At 72.9% G+C, this 19162-nt stretch carries 12 protein-coding genes; 8 read left to right on the top strand and 4 right to left on the bottom strand.

What is annotated here, in order from left to right; all coding sequences use genetic code 11:
* Positions 1–184: 184 nt before the first annotated feature.
* From ACFY0I_RS33455 to ACFY0I_RS33470, 4 genes are all read left to right on the top strand, one after another.
* Positions 185–3943, top strand: coding sequence for a S8 family serine peptidase (locus ACFY0I_RS33455; protein ID WP_388902809.1), 3759 nt, complete (start codon positions 185–187; stop codon positions 3941–3943).
* Positions 3944–4912: 969 nt separating this feature from the next.
* Positions 4913–6679 (top strand): protein phosphatase 2C domain-containing protein, encoded by a 1767-nt coding sequence (locus tag ACFY0I_RS33460; protein WP_388902810.1) that lies wholly within the window; start codon positions 4913–4915, stop codon positions 6677–6679.
* 66 nt (positions 6680–6745) lie between these two features.
* Positions 6746–8488, top strand: a complete 1743-nt coding sequence (locus ACFY0I_RS33465) for a pyruvate dehydrogenase (RefSeq protein WP_388902812.1) — start codon at positions 6746–6748, stop codon at positions 8486–8488.
* 133 nt (positions 8489–8621) lie between these two features.
* Positions 8622–9050: an ATP-binding protein gene (locus ACFY0I_RS33470; protein ID WP_388902815.1), complete on the top strand. Its 429-nt coding sequence runs from the start codon at positions 8622–8624 to the stop codon at positions 9048–9050.
* Positions 9051–9135: 85 nt separating this feature from the next.
* Here the strand turns inward: ACFY0I_RS33470 and ACFY0I_RS33475 are convergent, their stop codons facing one another.
* Together ACFY0I_RS33475 and ACFY0I_RS33480 are read right to left on the bottom strand one after the other, a co-directional pair.
* Entirely contained in the window at positions 9136–10194 is a 1059-nt protein-coding gene (locus ACFY0I_RS33475; protein ID WP_388902818.1) for a DUF2637 domain-containing protein, read from the bottom strand.
* A 192-nt stretch (positions 10195–10386) separates the two neighbouring features.
* The gene (locus tag ACFY0I_RS33480; protein WP_388902993.1) at positions 10387–11262 is read right to left on the bottom strand and encodes a (2Fe-2S)-binding protein; all 876 of its coding nucleotides are present in this window, start codon (positions 11260–11262) and stop codon (positions 10387–10389) included.
* Between the two features lie 184 nt (positions 11263–11446).
* Between ACFY0I_RS33480 and ACFY0I_RS33485 the strand changes: the two genes are divergently transcribed.
* The gene (locus ACFY0I_RS33485) at positions 11447–12202 is read left to right on the top strand and encodes a GntR family transcriptional regulator (RefSeq protein WP_388902820.1); all 756 of its coding nucleotides are present in this window, start codon (positions 11447–11449) and stop codon (positions 12200–12202) included.
* 9 nt (positions 12203–12211) lie between these two features.
* On the opposite strand, the gene ACFY0I_RS33490 is transcribed toward ACFY0I_RS33485, so the two are convergent.
* Both ACFY0I_RS33490 and ACFY0I_RS33495 read right to left on the bottom strand, forming a co-directional pair.
* Positions 12212–12970 (bottom strand): hypothetical protein, encoded by a 759-nt coding sequence (locus tag ACFY0I_RS33490; RefSeq protein ID WP_388902823.1) that lies wholly within the window; start codon positions 12968–12970, stop codon positions 12212–12214.
* A gap of 204 nt (positions 12971–13174) precedes the next feature.
* Entirely contained in the window at positions 13175–14854 is a 1680-nt protein-coding gene (locus ACFY0I_RS33495; protein WP_388902825.1) for a PucR family transcriptional regulator, read from the bottom strand.
* Between the two features lie 253 nt (positions 14855–15107).
* Between ACFY0I_RS33495 and ACFY0I_RS33500 the strand changes: the two genes are divergently transcribed.
* From ACFY0I_RS33500 to ACFY0I_RS33510, 3 genes are read left to right on the top strand one after another with little or no spacing between them, the layout of a single operon-like run.
* The gene (locus ACFY0I_RS33500; RefSeq protein ID WP_281207618.1) at positions 15108–16001 is read left to right on the top strand and encodes a xanthine dehydrogenase family protein subunit M; all 894 of its coding nucleotides are present in this window, start codon (positions 15108–15110) and stop codon (positions 15999–16001) included.
* A gap of 2 nt (positions 16002–16003) precedes the next feature.
* Positions 16004–16609, top strand: a complete 606-nt coding sequence (locus tag ACFY0I_RS33505; RefSeq protein WP_281207619.1) for a (2Fe-2S)-binding protein — start codon at positions 16004–16006, stop codon at positions 16607–16609.
* Between the two features lie 2 nt (positions 16610–16611).
* Positions 16612–19017 (top strand): xanthine dehydrogenase family protein molybdopterin-binding subunit, encoded by a 2406-nt coding sequence (locus tag ACFY0I_RS33510; protein WP_388902827.1) that lies wholly within the window; start codon positions 16612–16614, stop codon positions 19015–19017.
* Positions 19018–19162: the final 145 nt, after the last annotated feature.

Below are 19162 nucleotides of genomic sequence, written 5' to 3' on the forward strand. Positions count from 1 at the left end.
ATCAGTGCCGTTCCTGGCGGGAAGCGGCCACGGCACAAACCCGCCGCCGACATCATCGCCGCACCTCCCGCCCCTCTGCCAAGGTGTCGCCACCGCAGCACCACCATCCACCGGCCAGAAGCCACGTGTACGTCAGCTATGCCGTGCAAGAGAGCAGTTGGCCGGAAATCACCTGGGGAGAGCGATGCGCCCGATATCGCGAACGGCAGTCGGGGTGGCCACAGCGGCCGTCCTCGCCGTCACCGCAGTCGGCCCGTCCGCGGCACTGCCGATCGACGGACCGCCGGGACCGAGACCACTGGTCGGGAGCGGGGCGGCGGGCCAGCGGCCCGCGGCGCCCGTCACCGTCACCCTCGTCACCGGGGACCGCGTCCTGGTCTCCACGGACGCCACCGGACGCACCGCCGCCACCGCGATGCCCCGGGACGACGGCCGCATGCCGGTCGTCCAGACCCGCCAGAGCGGCAAGGACGTCTACGTCTACCCCGAGAGCGCGGTCAAGGCGCTCGCCGCGGGCCGGGTCGACGAGGAGCTCTTCAACGTCACCGGCCTGATCCGGCAGGGCTACGACGACGCCCACAGCAAGAAGCTGCCGCTGATCGCCGTGTACGACGGCTCCGTCGGCGTCGCCCGCAACACCCCGCCCGCGCCGCGCGGCGCCGACCGGTCCCTGGTCCTCGGCTCCATCGGGGCCGTCGCCCTCGCCGCCGACAAGCAGCGGGCCGCCGAGTTCTGGGCCGACGTATCCGCCGCCGGCGCCTCCCGGGCCGCGGGCGGACTGAAGAAGCTGTGGCTCGACGGCAAGGTCCGGGCGAACCTGGAACGCTCCACCCGCCAGGTGAACGCCCCCGCCGCCTGGGCCGCCGGACTCGACGGCGCCGGCACCAAGGTCGCCGTCCTCGACACCGGCACCGACCTCGACCACCCCGACCTCAAGGGCCGCGTCTCCGAGTCGAAGAACTTCACCGACTCCGACACGGACGCCGACCGGCAGGGCCACGGCACCCACACCATTTCCACCGTCGGCGGATCCGGCGCCGAGAGCGGCGGCGCCAAGAAGGGCGTCGCGCCCGGCGCCGAACTGCTCAGCGGCAAGGTCCTCAACGACCAGGGCTACGGGCTCGATTCATGGATCATCGCCGGCATGGAGTGGGCGGCGGCGAGCAAGGCCGACGTGGTCTCCATGAGCCTCGGCGACCCCTCGCAGACGGCCTGCGACGATCCGCTCGCCGCCGCGGCCGAGCAACTCTCGCAGCAGGGAACCCTGTTCGTCGTCGCCGCCGGCAACTCCGGTCCCGGCAACAACACGGTCTCCTCACCGGGCTGCGCCCCCGGCGTGCTGACCGTGGGCGCCGTCGACCGCGACGACACCACCGCCGGCTTCTCCAGCCGGGGCCCCGCCGGACTCGCCCACACCCTCAAGCCGGAGATCGCCGCCCCCGGCGTCGGGATCTCCGCCGCCGCCGCGGGCGGCCGAGGCGTGTACGCCTACCAGTCCATGTCCGGGACCTCGATGGCCACCCCGCACGTCGCCGGGGCCGCCGCCATCGTCAAGCAACGCCATCCCGAGTGGAGCGCGCAGCAGGTCAAGGCCGCCCTCGTCGGCTCCGCGAACACCGCCGTCCCCGGGGACGTACGGGAGACCGGAGGCGGTCGCCTCGACGTGAAGGCCGCCCTCGACGCCACCGTCATCGGCACCCCCGCCGTGCAGGGCGGAACGTACAACTGGCCGCAGGACCGCAGCGACCGCACCGGCGTCGAGGTCCCGTACACCAACACCGGTACCCGGCCCGTCACCCTGAACCTCGGCGTCGAGAAGGTCACCGGCAACGACGGCTCCGCCGTCCGCTCCCAGGTCGCCCGCCTCGACCGGCGCACGGTCACCGTCCCCGCCGGAGCCACCGTCAAGGTGCCGCTCCACCTCGACCCGGCGGCGAAGCTGGAGCGCTCCCAGTACGGGGACGTCACCGGTCGCGTCGTCGCCACGGCGGGCGGCGTGCGCGTCTCCACCCCCTTCTCCCTGTACGTCGAACCCGAGACCGTCACCCTGCGCGTCAAACTGATCGACCGCGCGGGCCGGCCCGCCGGGGGCCCCTCCTCGCTGGACGTCATCGGCACCGACGACGCCTCCGGCGAGCGCCGCTTCAACGAGGGCTCCGTCGACCAGGTCTACCGGGTCCGCCCCGGCGCCTACTTCCTCTCCGCGTTCGTCGGCACCCCCGACGCCGGCACGGGCGCCGAACTGATCGATTCCCTGACCTACCTGGGGCGCCCCCAGACCGAGGTGAAGAAGGACACGACCATCGTCCTGGACGCCCGGAAGGCCGGCCGGCTGACCCTCGCGGCCGACAAGCCGGTCGAGGCCCGCGGCACCACCCTCGGCTTCGCCCGCAGTTGGGACGACACCTGGCTGCACGCGGGCACCGCCATGGGCGGCCGGACCATCCGCGGCTACTACGCCTCGGTCGAAGGACGCGCGAAGGACGGGGAGTTCGAGTTCGGCGGATACTGGCGGGCAGCCGCCCCGCTGATCTCCGCGCTGAAGGTCAGCGGCGGCCCGACGCTCCACCCGATCACCGCCTCCACGGGCAGCGACAACCTCGACGGAACCGGCCGGGCCCGCCTCGTCGACGCGGGCTCCGGCACCCCCGACGAACTCGCCAAGGCGGGCGTCAAGGACGCGATCGTTCTGGTGAAGGCCACGGACGGCGCCCTCCACGAGGTCGCGGGAGCCGCCAAGGAAGCGGGCGCCAGGGCCGTCCTCGCCCACCGGGAGACCCCCGGCCGCTGGGTCGCCTCCACCGGCTACGCCGGCGGCGCCCTGCCGACCCTCACCGTCGAGACCGCCGAGGGCCGCGCGCTGCTCGCCCGCCTCGCGGCGGGTCCCGTCACGCTGGAATGGAAGGGCACCGCGAACAGCCCCTACCTCTACAGCCTCGCTTTCCCCGAGAGCGGCGAGATCACCTCGGACCGCACCTACCGGGTGCGCGACCGCGAGCTCGGACAGGTCGACTCCACCTACAACTCCATGGGCGTGGCAGCCGACTTCATCGACCTGTCGGGCGCCTACCGGCCGATCGGCAGCGCCGTGTACTTCGGCGGGTTCGAGACCGTCGCGGCGCCGGGCACGCGCACCGAGTACTACACCGCCGGGGACACCACCTGGGAGCAACTGCTCTCCAGCAGCTTCCCCTGGGGCGAGTTCATGACCGGCGCGCAGCGGACGTACGCCAAGGGCGCGAAGGTGAAGGCGACTTGGTACGACGGCGTGGTCGGTCCCGTCGCATCCCGCGACGCGGCGGGCAAGGAGACGCTCGCCGCGGAGCGGCAGGGCAACCTGATCGGCTTCGCCCCCGCCATGTGGGGGGACACCGCGCACTACGCGCAGCCCGGTTCCTTCGGTGACATAGGCGGCCTCCAACTCGTCCGCGACGGCCAGGTCATCGGAGACAGCTCCTACCCGTTCGGGGTGTTCGAGGTCCCGGCCGCGGCCGGTCGCTACGAACTCACCCAGTTCATCGAGAAGATCGGCCCGCCGGCCCGCACCTGGCAGCGTTCCACCGCGGTGCGCACGACCTGGGGCTTCACCTCGAAGCTCGACCCGGCGGCCCCCTCGCAGGGCCTTCCCGTCCTCTTCCCGAGGTACGCGGCCCCGCTCGACGGGATGAAGACGGTCGCCGCGGCGAACGGACAGAGCATCGCACTGGGCGTCACCGGGCACGCGGGCTACGCGCCGGGAGCGCTGAAGTCGGCGAAGCTGTCGTACTCGTACGACGGCGAGCACTGGACGGCGGCGAGGACCACCGAACGCGACGGCCGGTGGACGGCCGTCGTCGACCACGCGGGAGCCGCCGGCAAGGCGGTGTCGCTGAAGGTCGAACTGGCCGACGCGAACGGCGCGACGGTCACCCAGACGGTCACCCGGGCGTACGAAGTCCGCTAGCCCGTACGGGTTGAGGGCGCGGGGTCCACCGGGCGGCGGCCCGGTGGACCCTTTTCGCGCGTTCGGGGTTTTCCGCCGCCCGGGTGGGCCGAGAATGGGGGCATGAGTCAGCAGGGCGCGGAGGACTGGTGGCAGAAGCTCTACGACGCTCCGGAAACGGGGCCCGAACCTGATCCGGGGGACACCCTGGACCACCGATTCGACTCGGCGTCCCACCTGGTGACCGAACCGCCCCCGACCCCACCCCCCCACGCCCCACCCCCGTCCCGGCCGCCGACACCGGCTGCGGACCTGCCGCCGGTCCTCGAACCGCCGCCCGCGGTTCCGTCGCGGCCTGCGCTGCCACCGGAGACCGTCGCGCGGGTGGGCGCGTCGCCGCAGCGGCTCCCATCGGCGCCGGCGCCGGTGCCGGTTCCGCCGTCACAGCCACCCGCGCCGGAGGTGCCGCCGCCCCCGCTCCCGCCCGCTCCGCCCCCGCGGTCACGGACCTCGGTGGCACCGGATGCCCCGGCCGAGGCGCCGCCGCCGGGGGAGTGGTCGCTGGACGGGCCCTCCGCGCCGGCTTCCGGATCGCAGGCCCCGCCGCTGCCGATTCCGCCGCAGCAGGCTCCCGCCTCGCCGTCGTCGACGCCGCCGGGGCCGTCCGGGCGGGTTCCCGTACCGCCCGTCCCGCCGCGGGCGCCGTCGGTGCCGTTTCCTTCGTCGAGGGGCGACGGGCCGGCGCAGGGCGCGCCCGGGCAGGTTTCCGGGTCGCGGGCTCCGGCACCGCCGCCGATTCCGCTGTCGGGGGCCCCGGCGGAACGGGTTCCGTCGTCTGACGTCCCCTCGGGTGGAGCCCCGTCGGCAACGGAACCGGTCGGTCCGGCTCCGGCTGCTTCGGGTTCCCCGTCGGCGGAGCCGCTGCTGCCCGGTCCCCGCCGGGGTTCCTCCGGTCCGCCCCCGCTCCCGGCGCCGCGTGACCCCCGCCTGATGGGGGAGACCGGGTACGCGCAGGGGGACGTCACCGTGCCGCCGGAGCCGACCGAGCCACCCGCGCCGTACGAGCCGTCCCGGCGGGCCGAATCACCGGCCGTCCCCGACCCGGGAGCCACGCCCGGCCCCGGAGCGGGGCCCGAGCCGGACCTCGCGTACGGCGCCGACGCCGAACTGCCGCCCTGGCTCTGGGGGGCGCCCCCGGCCCGCGCCGCCGGTCAGGGTCCGCCGCCCCGACCGGCGGAGCCGCGCCTCCCGCAGGCTCCGTCCGTCCACCCCGCCGGGGCGGATTTCGGGCGGACGCAGGCCGCCCGGTCCGCCGGGCCGGATGCGCATTCCCCCCAGGACGTGGCCCCCGGTTCCGCCGGACCGGAGTTCCCGCGGACTCCGCCCACCCCACCGGCGGGCCCGGGGCAAGGACCGGCCGACCCCGCCGAGCCGGGGCCGGCGAAGCCTTCGGCCCGATCCGCCGGCCCGGCGTACCCGCAGGAGGCACCCGCTTCGGCCGGGCCGGATCACCCGCAGGCGCCCCCCGCTCCGGCCGGGCCGAGTCATGGCCCGGCCCGCCCCGCCGAGCCGGGGCTGCCGCAGCGTCAGACCGCCCGGCCCGCCGGGCCGGATGCCCCGCCGCCTCCGCCGGCCCGACCCGCCGGCTCGGCGTACCCGCAGGATCCGCCCGTACGGGATGCCGACGTCGGGTTGCCGCAGGCGCTGCCCGCGCGGTCCGCCGGGCTCGGGCTCCCCCCGGAGCCGGGCACGGGAACAGGAGCTCCGGTCGCCCGCCCGCCCGCGCTCGACGGAGTCCCGACCGGGCCGCCCCCACCCGCCCCCGGCGGGCCGCCCGCGCCCGGCTCCGCCCCCACCACCGCCGGGCCCGCCGCGTCGCCCCCCGATCGGCCCACCGTCAGCCACCTCGGGGACCGGGCTCCGACCTACGCCGCCGAACCGGGGTCGCTGCCCGCGGCCGACCCGGCGGCCTTGGACGACCTGACCCCCGACACGGTTCTGGAGGGGGCCCGCTACGGGACCTACACGCTGCGCGCCGCCTCGCTGCGCGGGGACTCCGCCCGCTACCGGGGCGAGGCGCGCCGGGACAGCCTGCTGACCGCCCGCTTCGGCAGCGGCGAGGACGCCCTGGTGCTGGTGGTCCTGGCCGGCGGGGACCGGGCGGCCCCGGGCGCCAGGGAGGCGGCGGCCGGCCTGTGCCACACGGTCGCCGCCGCCGTCGGGCGCAGCCGCGAGCGGCTGGCCGACGACATCCGGGCGGGGCGGCGCGAGGCCCTGCGCTCGGGGCTCCAACGGCTCACCGACCGGGGCTACGGAAGGCTCCGAGCCCGCGCCGCAGAGCTCGGGCTCCCCGAGGAGGCCTGCACGGCCGGGCTGCGCGGCCTGCTGCTGCCCCTGGACCCGCGGTGCGCCAACCGGGTGTGCTTCGGCGCCGGCCCGGGCGGGGTCTTCCGCCTGCGGGCGGGCGAGTGGCAGGACCTGGAACCCGATTCCGGACCCCCCTCCGAACCCGGCACGGGCTCCGACCCCGGCGGCTTCCGGTTCCGGGCCTCCGTCGCCCGGCCCGGCGACACGCTCCTGCTGTGCTCCGGCGGCCTCGCCGAACCCATGCGGGAGGAGGCCGTGCTCCCGGCGGAACTCGCGGCCCGCTGGTCGCAGGGCGAACCGCCCGGGCTCGCGGCGTTCCTCGCCGACACCCAGCTCCGCCTCAAGGGGTACGCCGACGACCGGACGGCCGCCGCGGTCTGGGAGGCGTAACGGCACGGAACGTGCGTGGATGGGAGGCGCACCCGGCAGTGCCGAACCGGAAAGGGCGCCCCCTTCATGGCCAAGCAGAACGTGGCGGAGCAGTTCGTGGACATCCTCGTGCGCGCGGGCGTGCGGCGGATGTACGGAGTCGTCGGCGACAGCCTCAACCCCGTCGTCGACGCCATCCGCCGGACCGGTGACATCGAATGGATCCAGGTCCGGCACGAGGAGACGGCCGCCTTCGCGGCGGGCGCCGAGGCGCAGATCACGGGCAGGCTCGCCGCCTGCGCCGGTTCCTGCGGTCCCGGAAACCTGCACCTGATCAACGGACTGTACGACGCCCAGCGTTCCATGGCTCCCGTCCTCGCGCTCGCCTCGCACATCCCCTCCAGCGAGATCGGCCTCGGCTACTTCCAGGAGACCCACCCCGACCAGCTGTTCCGCGAGTGCAGCCACTACAGCGAGCTGATCTCCAACCCGCGCCAGATGCCCCGGTTGCTCCAGACCGCCGTGCAGCACGCCATCGGCCGCAGTGGCGTCAGCGTCGTCGCGCTGCCCGGTGACATCGCCTCGCAGCCCGCGCCGGAGAAGGCGGTGGAGCACGCGTTGGTGACCGCGCGGCCCACGGTGCGGCCCGGTGACGGGGAGATCGAGAAGCTGGTCCGACTCGTCGACGAGGCCGACCGGGTCACCCTGTTCTGTGGCAGCGGCACCGCCGGCGCGCACGCCGAGGTGATGGAGTTCGCGGGCCGGGTCAAGGCCCCGATCGGGCACGCCCTGCGCGGCAAGGAGTGGATCCAGTACGACAACCCGTACGACGTCGGCATGAGCGGGCTGCTCGGCTACGGCGCGGCGTACGAGGCCACGCACGAGTGCGACCTGCTGATCCTGCTCGGTACGGACTTCCCGTACAACGCCTTCCTCCCCGACGACGTGAAGATCGTCCAGGTGGACATCCGTCCCGAACACCTCGGTCGCCGCTCCCAGTTGGACCTCGCGGTCTGGGGAGACGTACGGGAGACCCTGCGCGCCCTGAACACCCGGGTCAAGGTCAAGACGGACCGCCGCTTCCTGGACCGGATGCTGAAGAAGCACGCGGACGCCCTGGAGGGGGTGGTGAAGGCCTACACGCGCAAGGTGGAGAAGCACACGCCGATCCATCCCGAGTACGTGGCGTCGATTCTGGATGAACTCGCGGATGACAATGCGGTGTTCACTGTCGACACCGGCATGTGCAACGTGTGGGCGGCGCGCTATCTTTCCCCGAACGGAAAGCGGCGCATCATCGGATCCTTCAGCCACGGCTCCATGGCCAATGCCCTTCCCCAGGCCATCGGGGCGCAGTTCACCGACCGGAGCCGTCAAGTGGTCTCGATGTCGGGCGACGGTGGCTTCTCGATGCTGATGGGAGATTTCCTCACCCTGGTGCAGTACGACCTGCCCGTCAAAGTGGTCCTCTTCAACAACTCAGCCCTTGGAATGGTCGAGTTGGAGATGCTGGTTTCCGGCCTGCCTTCGTACGGAACCACGAACCGGAACCCGGACTTCGCCGCGATCGCCCGCGCGGCGGGTGCCTACGGGGTCCGTGTCGAGAAGCCCAAGCAGCTCACAGCGGCTCTGAAGGACGCTTTCCGGCACAAGGGCCCTGCTCTGGTGGACGTGGTGACCGACCCCAACGCCCTGTCGATTCCGCCGAGGATCAGCGCCGAGATGGTGACCGGTTTCGCACTGTCCGCCAGCAAGATCGTGCTGGACGGCGGGGTGGGCCGGATGATCCAGATGGCTCGATCCAACCTGCGCAACGTACCCCGCCCTTGAGGCCGCAGGAGTGCGGATTGCCCCGGGGGGCATGCATTTCCGTAGACCAGTTCGAGCAGTGCGGATGCGGGGGAGGTACATCGCCGTGCGGGTGGGGGCGAATACCGGAAAGCTGTGGAAGAAGGGCCGGCCGGTGCCGCGCGAACCGTCCGCCGGGGGCGGCGGCGGCGCGGCGGACGCGGTGCGGATCAGGCGGAGCGTGGACCGGGCCGACCTGAAGGCCATAGGCGAGGTCCGGCGGGCGCTGCGGGAACTGTTGCGCCACCGGTGCCGGGCCGAGGCGGCCGACGTCGCGGAACTGCTGATCACGGAACTCGTCACGAACGCGCTCGTCCATACCGAGCACGGCGCGGAGGTGTCCGCGAGCCTGGCCGCCGCCACGCTGCGGGTCGAGGTCCGCGACTACACGGCCCGCCGCCCCCGCCCGTACGTACCGTCCGCCGACGACGGTACGCACGGCCGGGGGCTGGTGCTGGTACAGGCGCTCGCCGACGCCTGGGGCGTGGACCCGCTCGCGCTGGGGCGCGGCAAGGTCGTCTGGTTCGAACTGCGCGCCGGATAGCCGCGACCGCGACGCACGACGGTGGGGCGGCTGCCCCGGGATTCCCCGGGGCAGCCGCCCCACCGCTTCGTGCGCACGGTTCGGATCAGCCGAACTGCTGTTCCAGGTCCTTCAGTTTGCGCTCCAGTGAGTCGAGCCGGGGAATGGTCTGGGTGTCGTCCTCGGCGGTGAGGTCGACCGTCCGGGCGCCGGACGGATCAAGGGGTTCGGTTCCGTTGACGGCCTGAAGGGAGGGCCGGCGGCGCAGGGGCAGCTGTCCCGCTTCCGATATGGCCGGCTCCGCGCCGACCGGCGCGGAGCCCGTTCCGGGGTTCAACCCCGGCATGTCGACCTGCCGGGCGCGGGCCCGGCCGAACGCCCGGTTCTGCCGGCCCAGCGCCTTGATGTGGGCCCGGTCCAGGCGGTGTTGCTCCCGCCTGCGGTGTCGGTCCTGTTCCTTCTCCTTCTTGTCCTCGCGCACCTCGTCCACGGCCTCGTCGAGGGTGCGGACCCCCTCCAGCAGCATGAGCGACCACGCGCCGAAGGTCTCGCGCGGGGCCCGCAGCCAGCGGACCATCCGGATCTGCGGCAACGGCCTCGGGATCAGGCCCTGTTCGCGCAGCGCTGCCCGGCGCGTCTGCTTGAGGGCGCGGTCGAAGAGCACGGCCGCCGACAGCGACATCCCGGCGAAGAACTGCGGTGCGCCGTCGTGGCCGAGGCCACGGGGCGCGTGCACCCAGTTGAACCAGGCGGCCGCGCCCGCGAACAGCCAGACCAGCATGCGGGACCCGAGCGCCGCGTCGCCGTGACTGGCCTCGCGCACGGCCAGCACCGAACAGAACATCGCGGCGCCGTCGAGGCCGAAGGGGACCAGGTACTCCCAGCCTCCGGACAGGTTCAGGTTCTGCCGGCCGAAGCCGACGAGCCCGTGGAAGGAGAGCGCGGCGGCGACCGCCGCGCAGCAGAAGAGCAGTACGTACGAGGCGGTCCCGTAGACGGCTTCCTTGCGCCGTCTGCGCTCCTCGCTGCGTTCCCAACTGTCCTCGGCCGCGGCCTTCTCGCTCTCCCGCTTGCCCCGGGCCAGTACCGCCACTGCCGCAAGTACGCCCAGGATCAACAGGCTGCCGGGCAGCAGCCAGTCCAGCGATATGTCGGTCAGTCTCATGCGGATGTCCCTTGCCTCGCGTATGCGGCTTTCCGGGCGCCATAGTGACGCAGCCGGTCCGTGGTGCACGCGGGTTTCGGGGCAAGTGGACGCCATCGGGGGGCGGGGCCCGTCGGATAGGGTGTTGTGGATCGAACTACCGCTCGTATCAACGGGGTTGAGTTCGAATCCGCTTCATCCCTGCGGGTGGGTTCAGTCGGTGGCGGCCTCCGCCACGAGCCGGGCGACGCGGTCCGTGTCGCAGGTGCGCGGACAGGTCGTACAGGTGTCCTCCGGTCGGATCGTGTAGAAGAAGCAGCAGCCGGCCCGGTCCCGGGTCGTCAGTTCCCGACCGTCGGGCCCGCGCAGCGTGCGGAACCCCGCCCCGCCCGTGTACGGGGCGGTCGAGCCGGGCAGCAGCAGCTCCAACTCCCGCATGGCCCGCGCCTCCTCGCCCAGCAGCTGCCCGAGGTACCACAGGCCCTCGACGAGGTCGTCGGTGGCCATCGCCCACAGGGCCCGCCGGCCGCGCCGCGTCCGCGGGCCGAAACCTTCCAGCAGTGGGGTGAGGTGCTGGGACACCGCTGCCCGCACCTCGCTCCGCAGTGACTCCTCGTCGGGCACGACACGGGCCCCGGGGAGGGTGGCCGCCGGATCGTCCGGCAGGCACGCGAAGGTTTCGACCCGTACGGACATCTGTCCGCGGGTCCGGTGGTACGCCACCCCGGACACCGGCAGCCGGGGTACCCGGCGGTCCAGGAACCAGGGGACCGTGATCAGCAGGACGGCGGGCCAGGCGTACCGGTGCAGCCCGAACCCGGCCACCACGTCGGGACGCCCCGGGGTGCCGTAGTCGCGCAGCACCTGGGCGTGGTCCCAGGCGAGGAAGGCGTCGACCGCCTCCCCGCCCGCCGCGAGCTCGTCCGCGCCGACCCATCCCACACCGCGAGGGAGGGGTTCGTGCGCGTCGTGCTCCGTGATCCGCAGTCCGGGGTAGGCCGCCGTCAGGCGCCCGTACGCGTCCGCCACCGGAGAGCCGGCCGGGGCGGGTGCGGGCGGGAGCAGGGCGTCAACAGCCGAGCCGGTCATGACGGACCACCGAATCACGCGAACATTGGAAGGTTAGCCTTACCTTACTCGACCTTTCCGTATGTGTGTCCACCCGGCCCGCCGCGATTTCCGGCGGCCTCGACGGATTCGGCGCGCCCGGCCCGCTCCACCCCGCCGACCTTGGCTTATTCTCGGATCCGGTCGAGACCAGGAGGAGGACCGAATGCACGCAGCGGACCGCTCCGCGGTACCGACGAACCCGCTGATTCCCGTACAGAACACGCAGCAGGCGGAGATGGCCGAGGGCGCGGAGCACGCGCGGGCGGCCGACAGCCCGGACCGCGCGCGGAACGCGCGGAAGGTGCTGCGCCATTCGGTGCGCGCGCAGGTGCTGGAAGCCCTGCGGGCCGCCCTCGTGGACGGCGAGCTCGCGCCGGGGGAGATCTACTCCGGGCCGGCCCTCGGCGAGCGGTTCGGGGTCTCCGCGACCCCCGTGCGGGAAGCGATGCAGCAGCTCGCGCTGGAGGGGGCGGTCGAGTGCCTGCCCAACCGGGGGTTCCGGGTCCTGGCCCGCACCCCCCGCACCCTGGCGGAGCTGGCCGAGGTCAGGGCCCTGCTGGAGGTCCCCGTGATGCTCCGACTCGCCCGCACCGTCCCGGTCGAGACCTGGGAATCCCTGCGCTCCGACGCCCTCGCCACCGCCGAGGCGGCCGCCGCCGGCGACCTGCCCGACTACGCGGCCGCCGACCGGGCCTTCCACCGGGCCGTGCTGTCCCTCGCGGACAACGCCGAACTCGTCCGGCTCACCGAGGAACTCCACCGGCGCGCCCAGTGGCCCCTGCCCGGAGCCCCCCGGGTGCGCCGCGCCGACCTCGTCGCCGACGCGGCCGAGCACTCGGCGCTCCTGGAGGCCCTGATCGCGGGGGACCTCCCGGTGGTGGAGTCGCTCGTACGGGAGCACTTCGCGGGCGCCCACTGACCCGACGCGCTACGCCGGCGAGGGGTGCAGCTGGTCCGCCAACCAGGTCGGGATGCCGCCCAGCAGGTGGAACAGGCGCCGGGCCTCCGCGCGCAGCCGGGCGGCCTCGGGCTCCGGCTCGGCCTCGGCCAGGGCCGCCAGCGCCGGGGCCGTACCGACCAGGAAGCCCAGCTCCTCGCGGATCCGCAGGGACTCCGCGAAGCCCTTGCGGGCCTCGGCGACCTCCCCGTCCCGCAGCGCCAGCGCGGCCAGGTGCCGCCAGGTGAAGGACAGCAGCAGGGTGTCCCCGTGGGCCACCGCGCCGGCGTGGGCCCGCCGGTAGGCCGGCAGGGCCGCCTGCGGGGAGTCCGCCAGGTGCTCGGCGACCAGCCCCCGACGGAAGTCCAGCAGCGGCCGGGTCCGGGAGGACGGGGACAGCAGGGCCGCGGAGCGGCCGAGCGCCGAACGGGCCTCGTCGGCCCGGTCGCGGACCCCGAGCACGGTCGCGGCGTAGGCCAGCTGGCCCCGTTCGCAGGCGGCGGCGCCCCGTTCGTCGTCGTCCCGGGCCACGGCCTCCGCGACCCGCAGCGCGTCCTCCGCCTCGGCCCATCCCTGGCCGGTGAACAGGCACCGCTCCACCAGGAGCGCGGTGCGTTGCACGGCAGCCCCCGCGTGGTGCGCGTGGGGCGTCAGGAGGGCAGCCGCGTCGGTCCAACAGCCGCGCGAACGCAGCCGCCATATCGCTCGCTGGAGGGGGTCGTCGCCCCCCGTGGATCCCGCACCGGACATGGCGGTATCCGCCACATTGCCCTCCCCGAAGCAACCAAGCAGCACGTCGTTGAGCCCTGGGGCGAAATGAGAGCACGGATCGGCTGCATCGGCCAAGGGGTCGGGTGAACTCTTTCACAAAGTCCGGACGACGCGTCAGGGGGCCCGACCCGTACGGTCGTCCCCGCGCGCCGCCCCCGGGGGGTGGGGCGGGGCGGTCTTTCCTCAGCTCATCCGCAGTGCGAGGAAGAAGTCGAGCTTGTCCTCCAGCCGGGACAGGTCCCGCGCCGTCAGCTGCTCGATTCGCCCGACCCGGTAGCGCAGCGTGTTGACGTGGAGGTGCAGTCGGGTCGCGCAGCGCGTCCAGGAGCCGTCGCAGTCCAAGAACGCCTCCAGGGTCGGGATGAGCTCCGCCCGGTGTCGGCGGTCGTAGTCCCGCAGCGGGTCCAGCAGGCGGGCCGTGAAGGCCCGGCGCACGTCGTCCGGGACGAACGGCAGCAGCAGCACGTGCGAGGCCAGCTCGTGGTGCCCGGCGGCGCAGACCCGGCCCGGGCGGGCGGCGGCGACCCGGCGGGCGTGCCGGGCCTCCTCCAGCGCCCCGCGCAGCCCCTCGGCGGAGTGCACGGCGGCGCTGACGCCGAGGGTGAGCCGCCCGTCGTCGGCCAGACCGGCCGCCAGGGGTTCCCGTACGGAGGCCAGCAGCACGTCCGCGTGCAGGGCGGAATCGGGGCCTCCCTTCTCCTCCCCGGGCTCTCCGGGCAGCGAGGGCAGCGGCACGAGCGCGATGGCCTCGTCACCCGCATGGGCGACCGCGATCCGGTCGGAGGGCTCGGGGCCCGCGATCGACGGGTCGACCAGGATCTCCTCCAGCAGCGACTGGGCCACCGGCCCGCCGGGGATGTCCCCGCCGTCCCAGTCCACCCTGGCCACCACGACCTGCCAGTGCGGGGCGCCGCCCAGTCCGGGCAGCAGCACCGGGGCCGCCACCCGCAGGCGGGCCGCGATCTCGGCGGGCGCGGCGCCCGTCTGCACCAGCTCCAGCACCTCCTGGGCCAGCCGGCGGCGCACCGTACGGGCCGCGTCGCGGCGGTCGCGCTCGACCGCGATCAGCTGGGTGACGCCCTGGAGCAGATCCAGCCGCTCGGCGGGCCAGTCGCCCGCGTCCGCCTCGACGGCCAGCAGCCAGTCCGACAGCACGCTCTCGCGCACGTCACGGGCGGCGGGGCCCGGGCCCCGGCCGTGTCCCCTGATCGGGAACAGCGAGTAGGTAATACCCTGGATGGACATCCGGTGCGGGCCCCTGCGGCCGGTCCGGACCGCCGCGAGGTGTTCGCTCGCCAGCGTCGCGCAGACGCCCGGAGCCAGCGGCTCGCCGGCGCCGGCGATCTGCCGGCCCGTGGGCGAGAGCACCCAGGCCCGCAGATCGAGGTCCGTGGTGAGCAGATCCAGCACCACATCGGGTCCCCCTCCTGCCGGACCCGATGTCATCAGCCGCCGGTGGCGGTCCACGACCGCTGCGAGATCGCCCGCGCGCTCCCCGGAGACCTGCCGCACCACGTACTCCGTGATGGTGGCGAATGCAACGTCCTCGTTCACCGCGAACAGCGGGAGCCGGTTGCGCCGACAGGCTGAGACCAGGTCGTCGGGGATGTCGCCCAGCTCGGCCTCGCCCGCCGCGAGGCCCGCGACGCCCGCGCTCGCGAGGATTCGTACGAACGGCTCGGAATCGGCTGAATTTCTTCGCCAGGCCAGGCCGGTGAGGACGAGTTCTCCTCCTGACAGGTACCGGCTGGGATCCCGTAGGTCGGTCGTCATGACCCCGCGGACCGTCCGGTCGAGTTCGTCCTCGCCGCCCAGCAGCCGCAGCCCCAGCGCCTCGGTTTCCAGCAGTGCGCGCAGCCGCATGATGTCGCCGCCGATCTGTCTCGATGTTGCCGTTGGAAATCGGGCAGGTCGTCGCATCCTGCCTTTCATACGAATCTACAAGACGAGGGAGGCCCCCAGCCAACTCCTTCATGGTTTCGGTGACTGCACCCGAGGGACGCGTGGCTTGTGTACTGACTCCACACCGCATTAACAGCACGTGAACGACCAGTCGAGGGCCCTTCGGCCTCCTGGCTTGAAGTGAACGACACGATGAAGAAGAAGAGAGCCGCACATGGACTTCCTTCGCCCCGCCAGCTGGGAGGAGGCGCTCGCCGCTAAGGCCGAGTACCCCACAGCTGTGCCGATTGCGGGTGGCACCGACATCATGGTCGAGATCAATTTCGACCACCGCCGTCCGGAGTACCTCCTCGACCTCAACCGCATCGGTCTGCTGCGGGAGTGGGAGGTAGGCGAGGAGGTCACCAAGCTGGGCGCCTCCGTCCCGTACACCCAGATCATGGAGAACCTGCGCGGTACGCTGCCGGGTCTCGCGCTCGCCTCGCACACGGTCGCGTCCCCGCAGATCCGCAACCGCGGCGGTGTCGGCGGCAACCTCGGTTGCGCCTCGCCGGCCGGTGACTCCCACCCCGCCCTCCTCGCGGCAGGCGCGGAGGTCGAGGTCGAGTCGGTCCGCGGCGCGCGACTGATCCCGATCGACGAGTTCTACACGGGCGTCAAGCGCAACGCGCTGGCTCCCGACGAGCTCATCAAGACGGTCCACATCAAGAACGCCTCCGGGCCGCAGCAGTACTCGAAGGTCGGCTCCCGCAACGCGATGGTCATCGCGGTGTGCGCCTTCGGTCTGGCGCTGCACCCCGACTCCCGCACGGTCCGCACCGGCATCGGGTCGGCCGCGCCGACCCCGATCCGGGCGAAGGCCGCCGAGGAGTTCCTGAACGCCGCGCTCGAAGAGGGCGGTTTCTGGGAGTCGGGCAAGGTCATCACGCCGTCGATCGCCAAGCAGTTCGGTGACCTCGCCTCCGGCGCGGCCAACCCGATCGACGACGTCCGCGGCACGGCGAAGTACCGCCGCCACGCGGTCGGCATCATGGCTCGCCGCCAGCTCGTCTGGACGTGGGAGCAGTACCGCGGCACCAACGGCCGCTCGCTCGAAGGGGCTGCGTAACCATGCGCGTCAATTTCACTGTCAACGGTCGTCAGCAGGAAGCCGACGACGTGTGGGAGGGCGAGTCCCTCCTCTACGTCCTGCGCGAGCGCATGGGCCTGCCGGGCTCGAAGAACGCCTGCGAGCAGGGTGAGTGCGGTTCGTGCACCGTCCGTCTGGACGGCGTGCCGGTCTGTTCCTGTCTGGTGGCCGCCGGTCAGGTCGAGGGTCGCGACGTCGTGACCGTCGAGGGCCTGGCGGACTTCGCCAAGCAGCGCGAGGAGCACGGCCACGGCGGTGCCTGCGGCACCGGCGGTGGCTGCGGAAGCAAGGGCGTGACCACCGACGAGGCGAAGCGCTGGGCGGCCAAGCCCGGCGACTCCCAGACCGGTGAGGGCATCGAGCTCTCCAACATCCAGCAGGCGTTCATCGACGCCGGCGCCGTCCAGTGCGGTTTCTGCACCCCCGGTCTGCTCGTCCAGGCGGACGCGCTGCTGGAGGAGAACTCCGACCCGTCCGACCAGGACATCCGTGAGGCCCTGTCCGGCAACCTCTGCCGCTGCACGGGCTACGAGAAGATCCTCGACGCGGTCCGCCTCGCGGCCGCCCGTCAGGGAGAGGCGGTCTGACCATGGCTCAGAACACCCGCACCGTGCCCGCCGGTACGCCGACGAACGTCACCCAGAAGCACAACAAGGGCGGCATCGGCGAGTCCATCCTCCGTCCCGACGGCACCCTCAAGGTCACCGGCGAGTTCGCGTACTCCTCGGACATGTGGCACGAGGACATGCTGTGGGGCCAGACGCTGCGCAGCACCGTCGCCCACGCCGAGATCGTCTCCATCGACATCTCCGAGGCGCTCGCCATGCCCGGCGTGTACTCGGTGCTGACGTACGACGACCTGCCGGCCGAGATGAAGAACTACGGCCTGGAGATCCAGGACACCCCGGTTCTCGCCAACGGTCGAGTACGTCACCACGGTGAGCCGGTCGCCCTCGTGGCCGCCGACCACCCGGAGACCGCCCGCCGCGCGGCCGCCAAGATCAAGATCGACTACCGTGAGCTGCCGCTCGTCACGGACGAGGCCTCCGCCCTCGCCGAGGGCGCGCCGCTGATCCACGAGGGCCGCGACGACCACCACATCGGTCACGTCCCGCACCCGAACATCGTGCACCGCCAGCCGATCATCCGCGGCAACGTGGAAGAGGCCCGCAAGCGCGCCGACGTCATCGTCGAGGGCGAGTACACCTTCGGCATGCAGGACCAGGCCTTCCTCGGCCCGGAGTCCGGCCTGGCCGTGCCGTCCGAGGACGGCGGCGTCGAGCTGTACGTCGCCACCCAGTGGCTGCACTCGGACCTCCAGCAGATCGCCCCGGTCCTGGGCCTGCCGCCGGAGAAGGTCCGCATGACGCTCTCGGGCGTCGGCGGTGCCTTCGGTGGTCGCGAGGACATCTCGATGCAGATCCACGCCTGCCTCCTGGCCCTGGCCACGAACAAGCCGGTCAAGATCGTCTACAACCGCTTCGAGTCCTTCTTCGGCCACGTGCACCGCCACCCGGCGAAGCTCTACTACGAGCACGGCGCCACCAAGGACGGCAAGCTCACGCACATGAAGTGCAAGATCGTCCTGGACGGCGGCGCGTACGCGTCCGCCTCCCCGGCGGTCGTGGGCAACGCCTCCTCCCTCTCGGTCGGTCCGTACGTCCTGGAGGACGTGGACATCGAGGCGATCGCGCTCTACACGAACAACCCGCCGTGTGGCGCGATGCGCGGCTTCGGCGCCGTCCAGGCCTGCTTCGCCTACGAGGCCCAGATGGACAAGCTCGCGGAGAAGCTGGGCATGGACCCGGTCGAGTTCCGCCAGCTCAACGCCATGGAGCAGGGCACGATCATGCCGACCGGCCAGGTCGTGGACGCCCCGGCGCCCGTCGCCGAGCTGCTGCGCCGGGTCAAGGCCCGCCCGCTGCCGCCCGAGCGCCAGTGGGAGTCGGCCGGCGAGGGCGCGGACGTCCGCGCGCTGCCCGGTGGTCTCTCCAACACCACCCACGGTGAGGGCGTCGTCCGCGGCATCGGCTACGCGGTCGGCATCAAGAACGTCGGCTTCTCCGAGGGCTTCGACGACTACTCCACCGCCCGCGTGCGCCTGGAGGTCATCAACGGCGAGCCCGTCGCGATGGTCCACACGGCCATGGCGGAGGTCGGCCAGGGCGGCATCACCGTCCACACGCAGATCGCCCGTACCGAGCTGGGCGTCACGCAGGTGACGATCCACCCGGCCGACACGCAGGTCGGCTCCGCCGGTTCCACGTCCGCCTCGCGGCAGACGTACATGACCGGTGGCGCCGTGAAGAACACCTGTGAGGCGGTCCGCGAGGCCCTGCTGGAGATCGGCCGTCGCAAGAACGGCTCGTACCACCCGGCGTGGGCCACGGCCGAGCTGCTCCTCGAAAGCGGCAAGGTCGTCACCGACGGCGGCGAGGTCCTCGCGGACATCGCCGACATCCTGGAGGGCGAGGACGCGATCGACCTCGAACTCGAGTTCCGTCACGCGGCGACCGAGCCCTTCGACCTGGTCACCGGCCAGGGCAACGGGCACGTCCAGTACACCTTCGCCGCGCACCGCGCGGTCGTCGAGGTGGACACCGAGCTGGGCCTGGTCAAGGTCGTCGAGCTGGCGACCGCCCAGGACGTCGGCAAGGCGCTGAACATGCTCTCCGTGGTCGGCCAGATCCAGGGTGGCACCACCCAGGGCCTCGGCGTCGCGATCATGGAAGAGATCATCGTGGACCCGAAGACCGCGAAGGTGCGCAACCCCTCCTTCACGGACTACCTGATCCCGACCATCCTCGACACCCCGACCATCCCGGTCGACGTCCTGGAGCTCGCCGACCCGAAGGCCCCGTACGGCCTGCGCGGCATGGGCGAGGCACCGACCCTCTCGTCCACCCCGGCCGTCATCGCGGCGATCCGGCAGGCGACCGGTCTGGAGATCAACAAGACGCCGATCCGTCCGGAAGCCCTCACCGGCACCCTCTAGGACGGCGTGGTCCGGGGGCTTCGGCCCCCGGACCCACCCCCGGATTTCCGGGCGGCGGGACAGGGAACGTCACACTTTCGGTCCCGCCGCCCGGAGCACGAAGTACCGCACCGCTCGCGGTCCTCGCACCTGGCAGTACCCCTGC

Source organism: Streptomyces sp. NPDC001568 (assembly GCF_042893755.1).
In the GTDB taxonomy this organism is placed as follows: Bacteria; Actinomycetota; Actinomycetes; order Streptomycetales; family Streptomycetaceae; genus Streptomyces.

Coding starts and splice junctions, on each gene's coding strand:
- ACFY0I_RS33455 (WP_388902809.1), top strand. CDS start 185: ATGCGCCCGATATCGCGAACGGCAGTCGGGGTGGCCACAGCGGCCGTC.
- ACFY0I_RS33500 (WP_281207618.1), top strand. CDS start 15,108: ATGGACTTCCTTCGCCCCGCCAGCTGGGAGGAGGCGCTCGCCGCTAAG.
- ACFY0I_RS33490 (WP_388902823.1), bottom strand. CDS start 12,970: ATGTCCGGTGCGGGATCCACGGGGGGCGACGACCCCCTCCAGCGAGCG.
- ACFY0I_RS33475 (WP_388902818.1), bottom strand. CDS start 10,194: ATGAGACTGACCGACATATCGCTGGACTGGCTGCTGCCCGGCAGCCTG.
- ACFY0I_RS33510 (WP_388902827.1), top strand. CDS start 16,612: ATGGCTCAGAACACCCGCACCGTGCCCGCCGGTACGCCGACGAACGTC.
- ACFY0I_RS33465 (WP_388902812.1), top strand. CDS start 6,746: ATGGCCAAGCAGAACGTGGCGGAGCAGTTCGTGGACATCCTCGTGCGC.
- ACFY0I_RS33480 (WP_388902993.1), bottom strand. CDS start 11,262: ATGACCGGCTCGGCTGTTGACGCCCTGCTCCCGCCCGCACCCGCCCCG.
- ACFY0I_RS33485 (WP_388902820.1), top strand. CDS start 11,447: ATGCACGCAGCGGACCGCTCCGCGGTACCGACGAACCCGCTGATTCCC.
- ACFY0I_RS33495 (WP_388902825.1), bottom strand. CDS start 14,854: ATGCGGCTGCGCGCACTGCTGGAAACCGAGGCGCTGGGGCTGCGGCTG.
- ACFY0I_RS33505 (WP_281207619.1), top strand. CDS start 16,004: ATGCGCGTCAATTTCACTGTCAACGGTCGTCAGCAGGAAGCCGACGAC.
- ACFY0I_RS33460 (WP_388902810.1), top strand. CDS start 4,913: ATGGGGGAGACCGGGTACGCGCAGGGGGACGTCACCGTGCCGCCGGAG.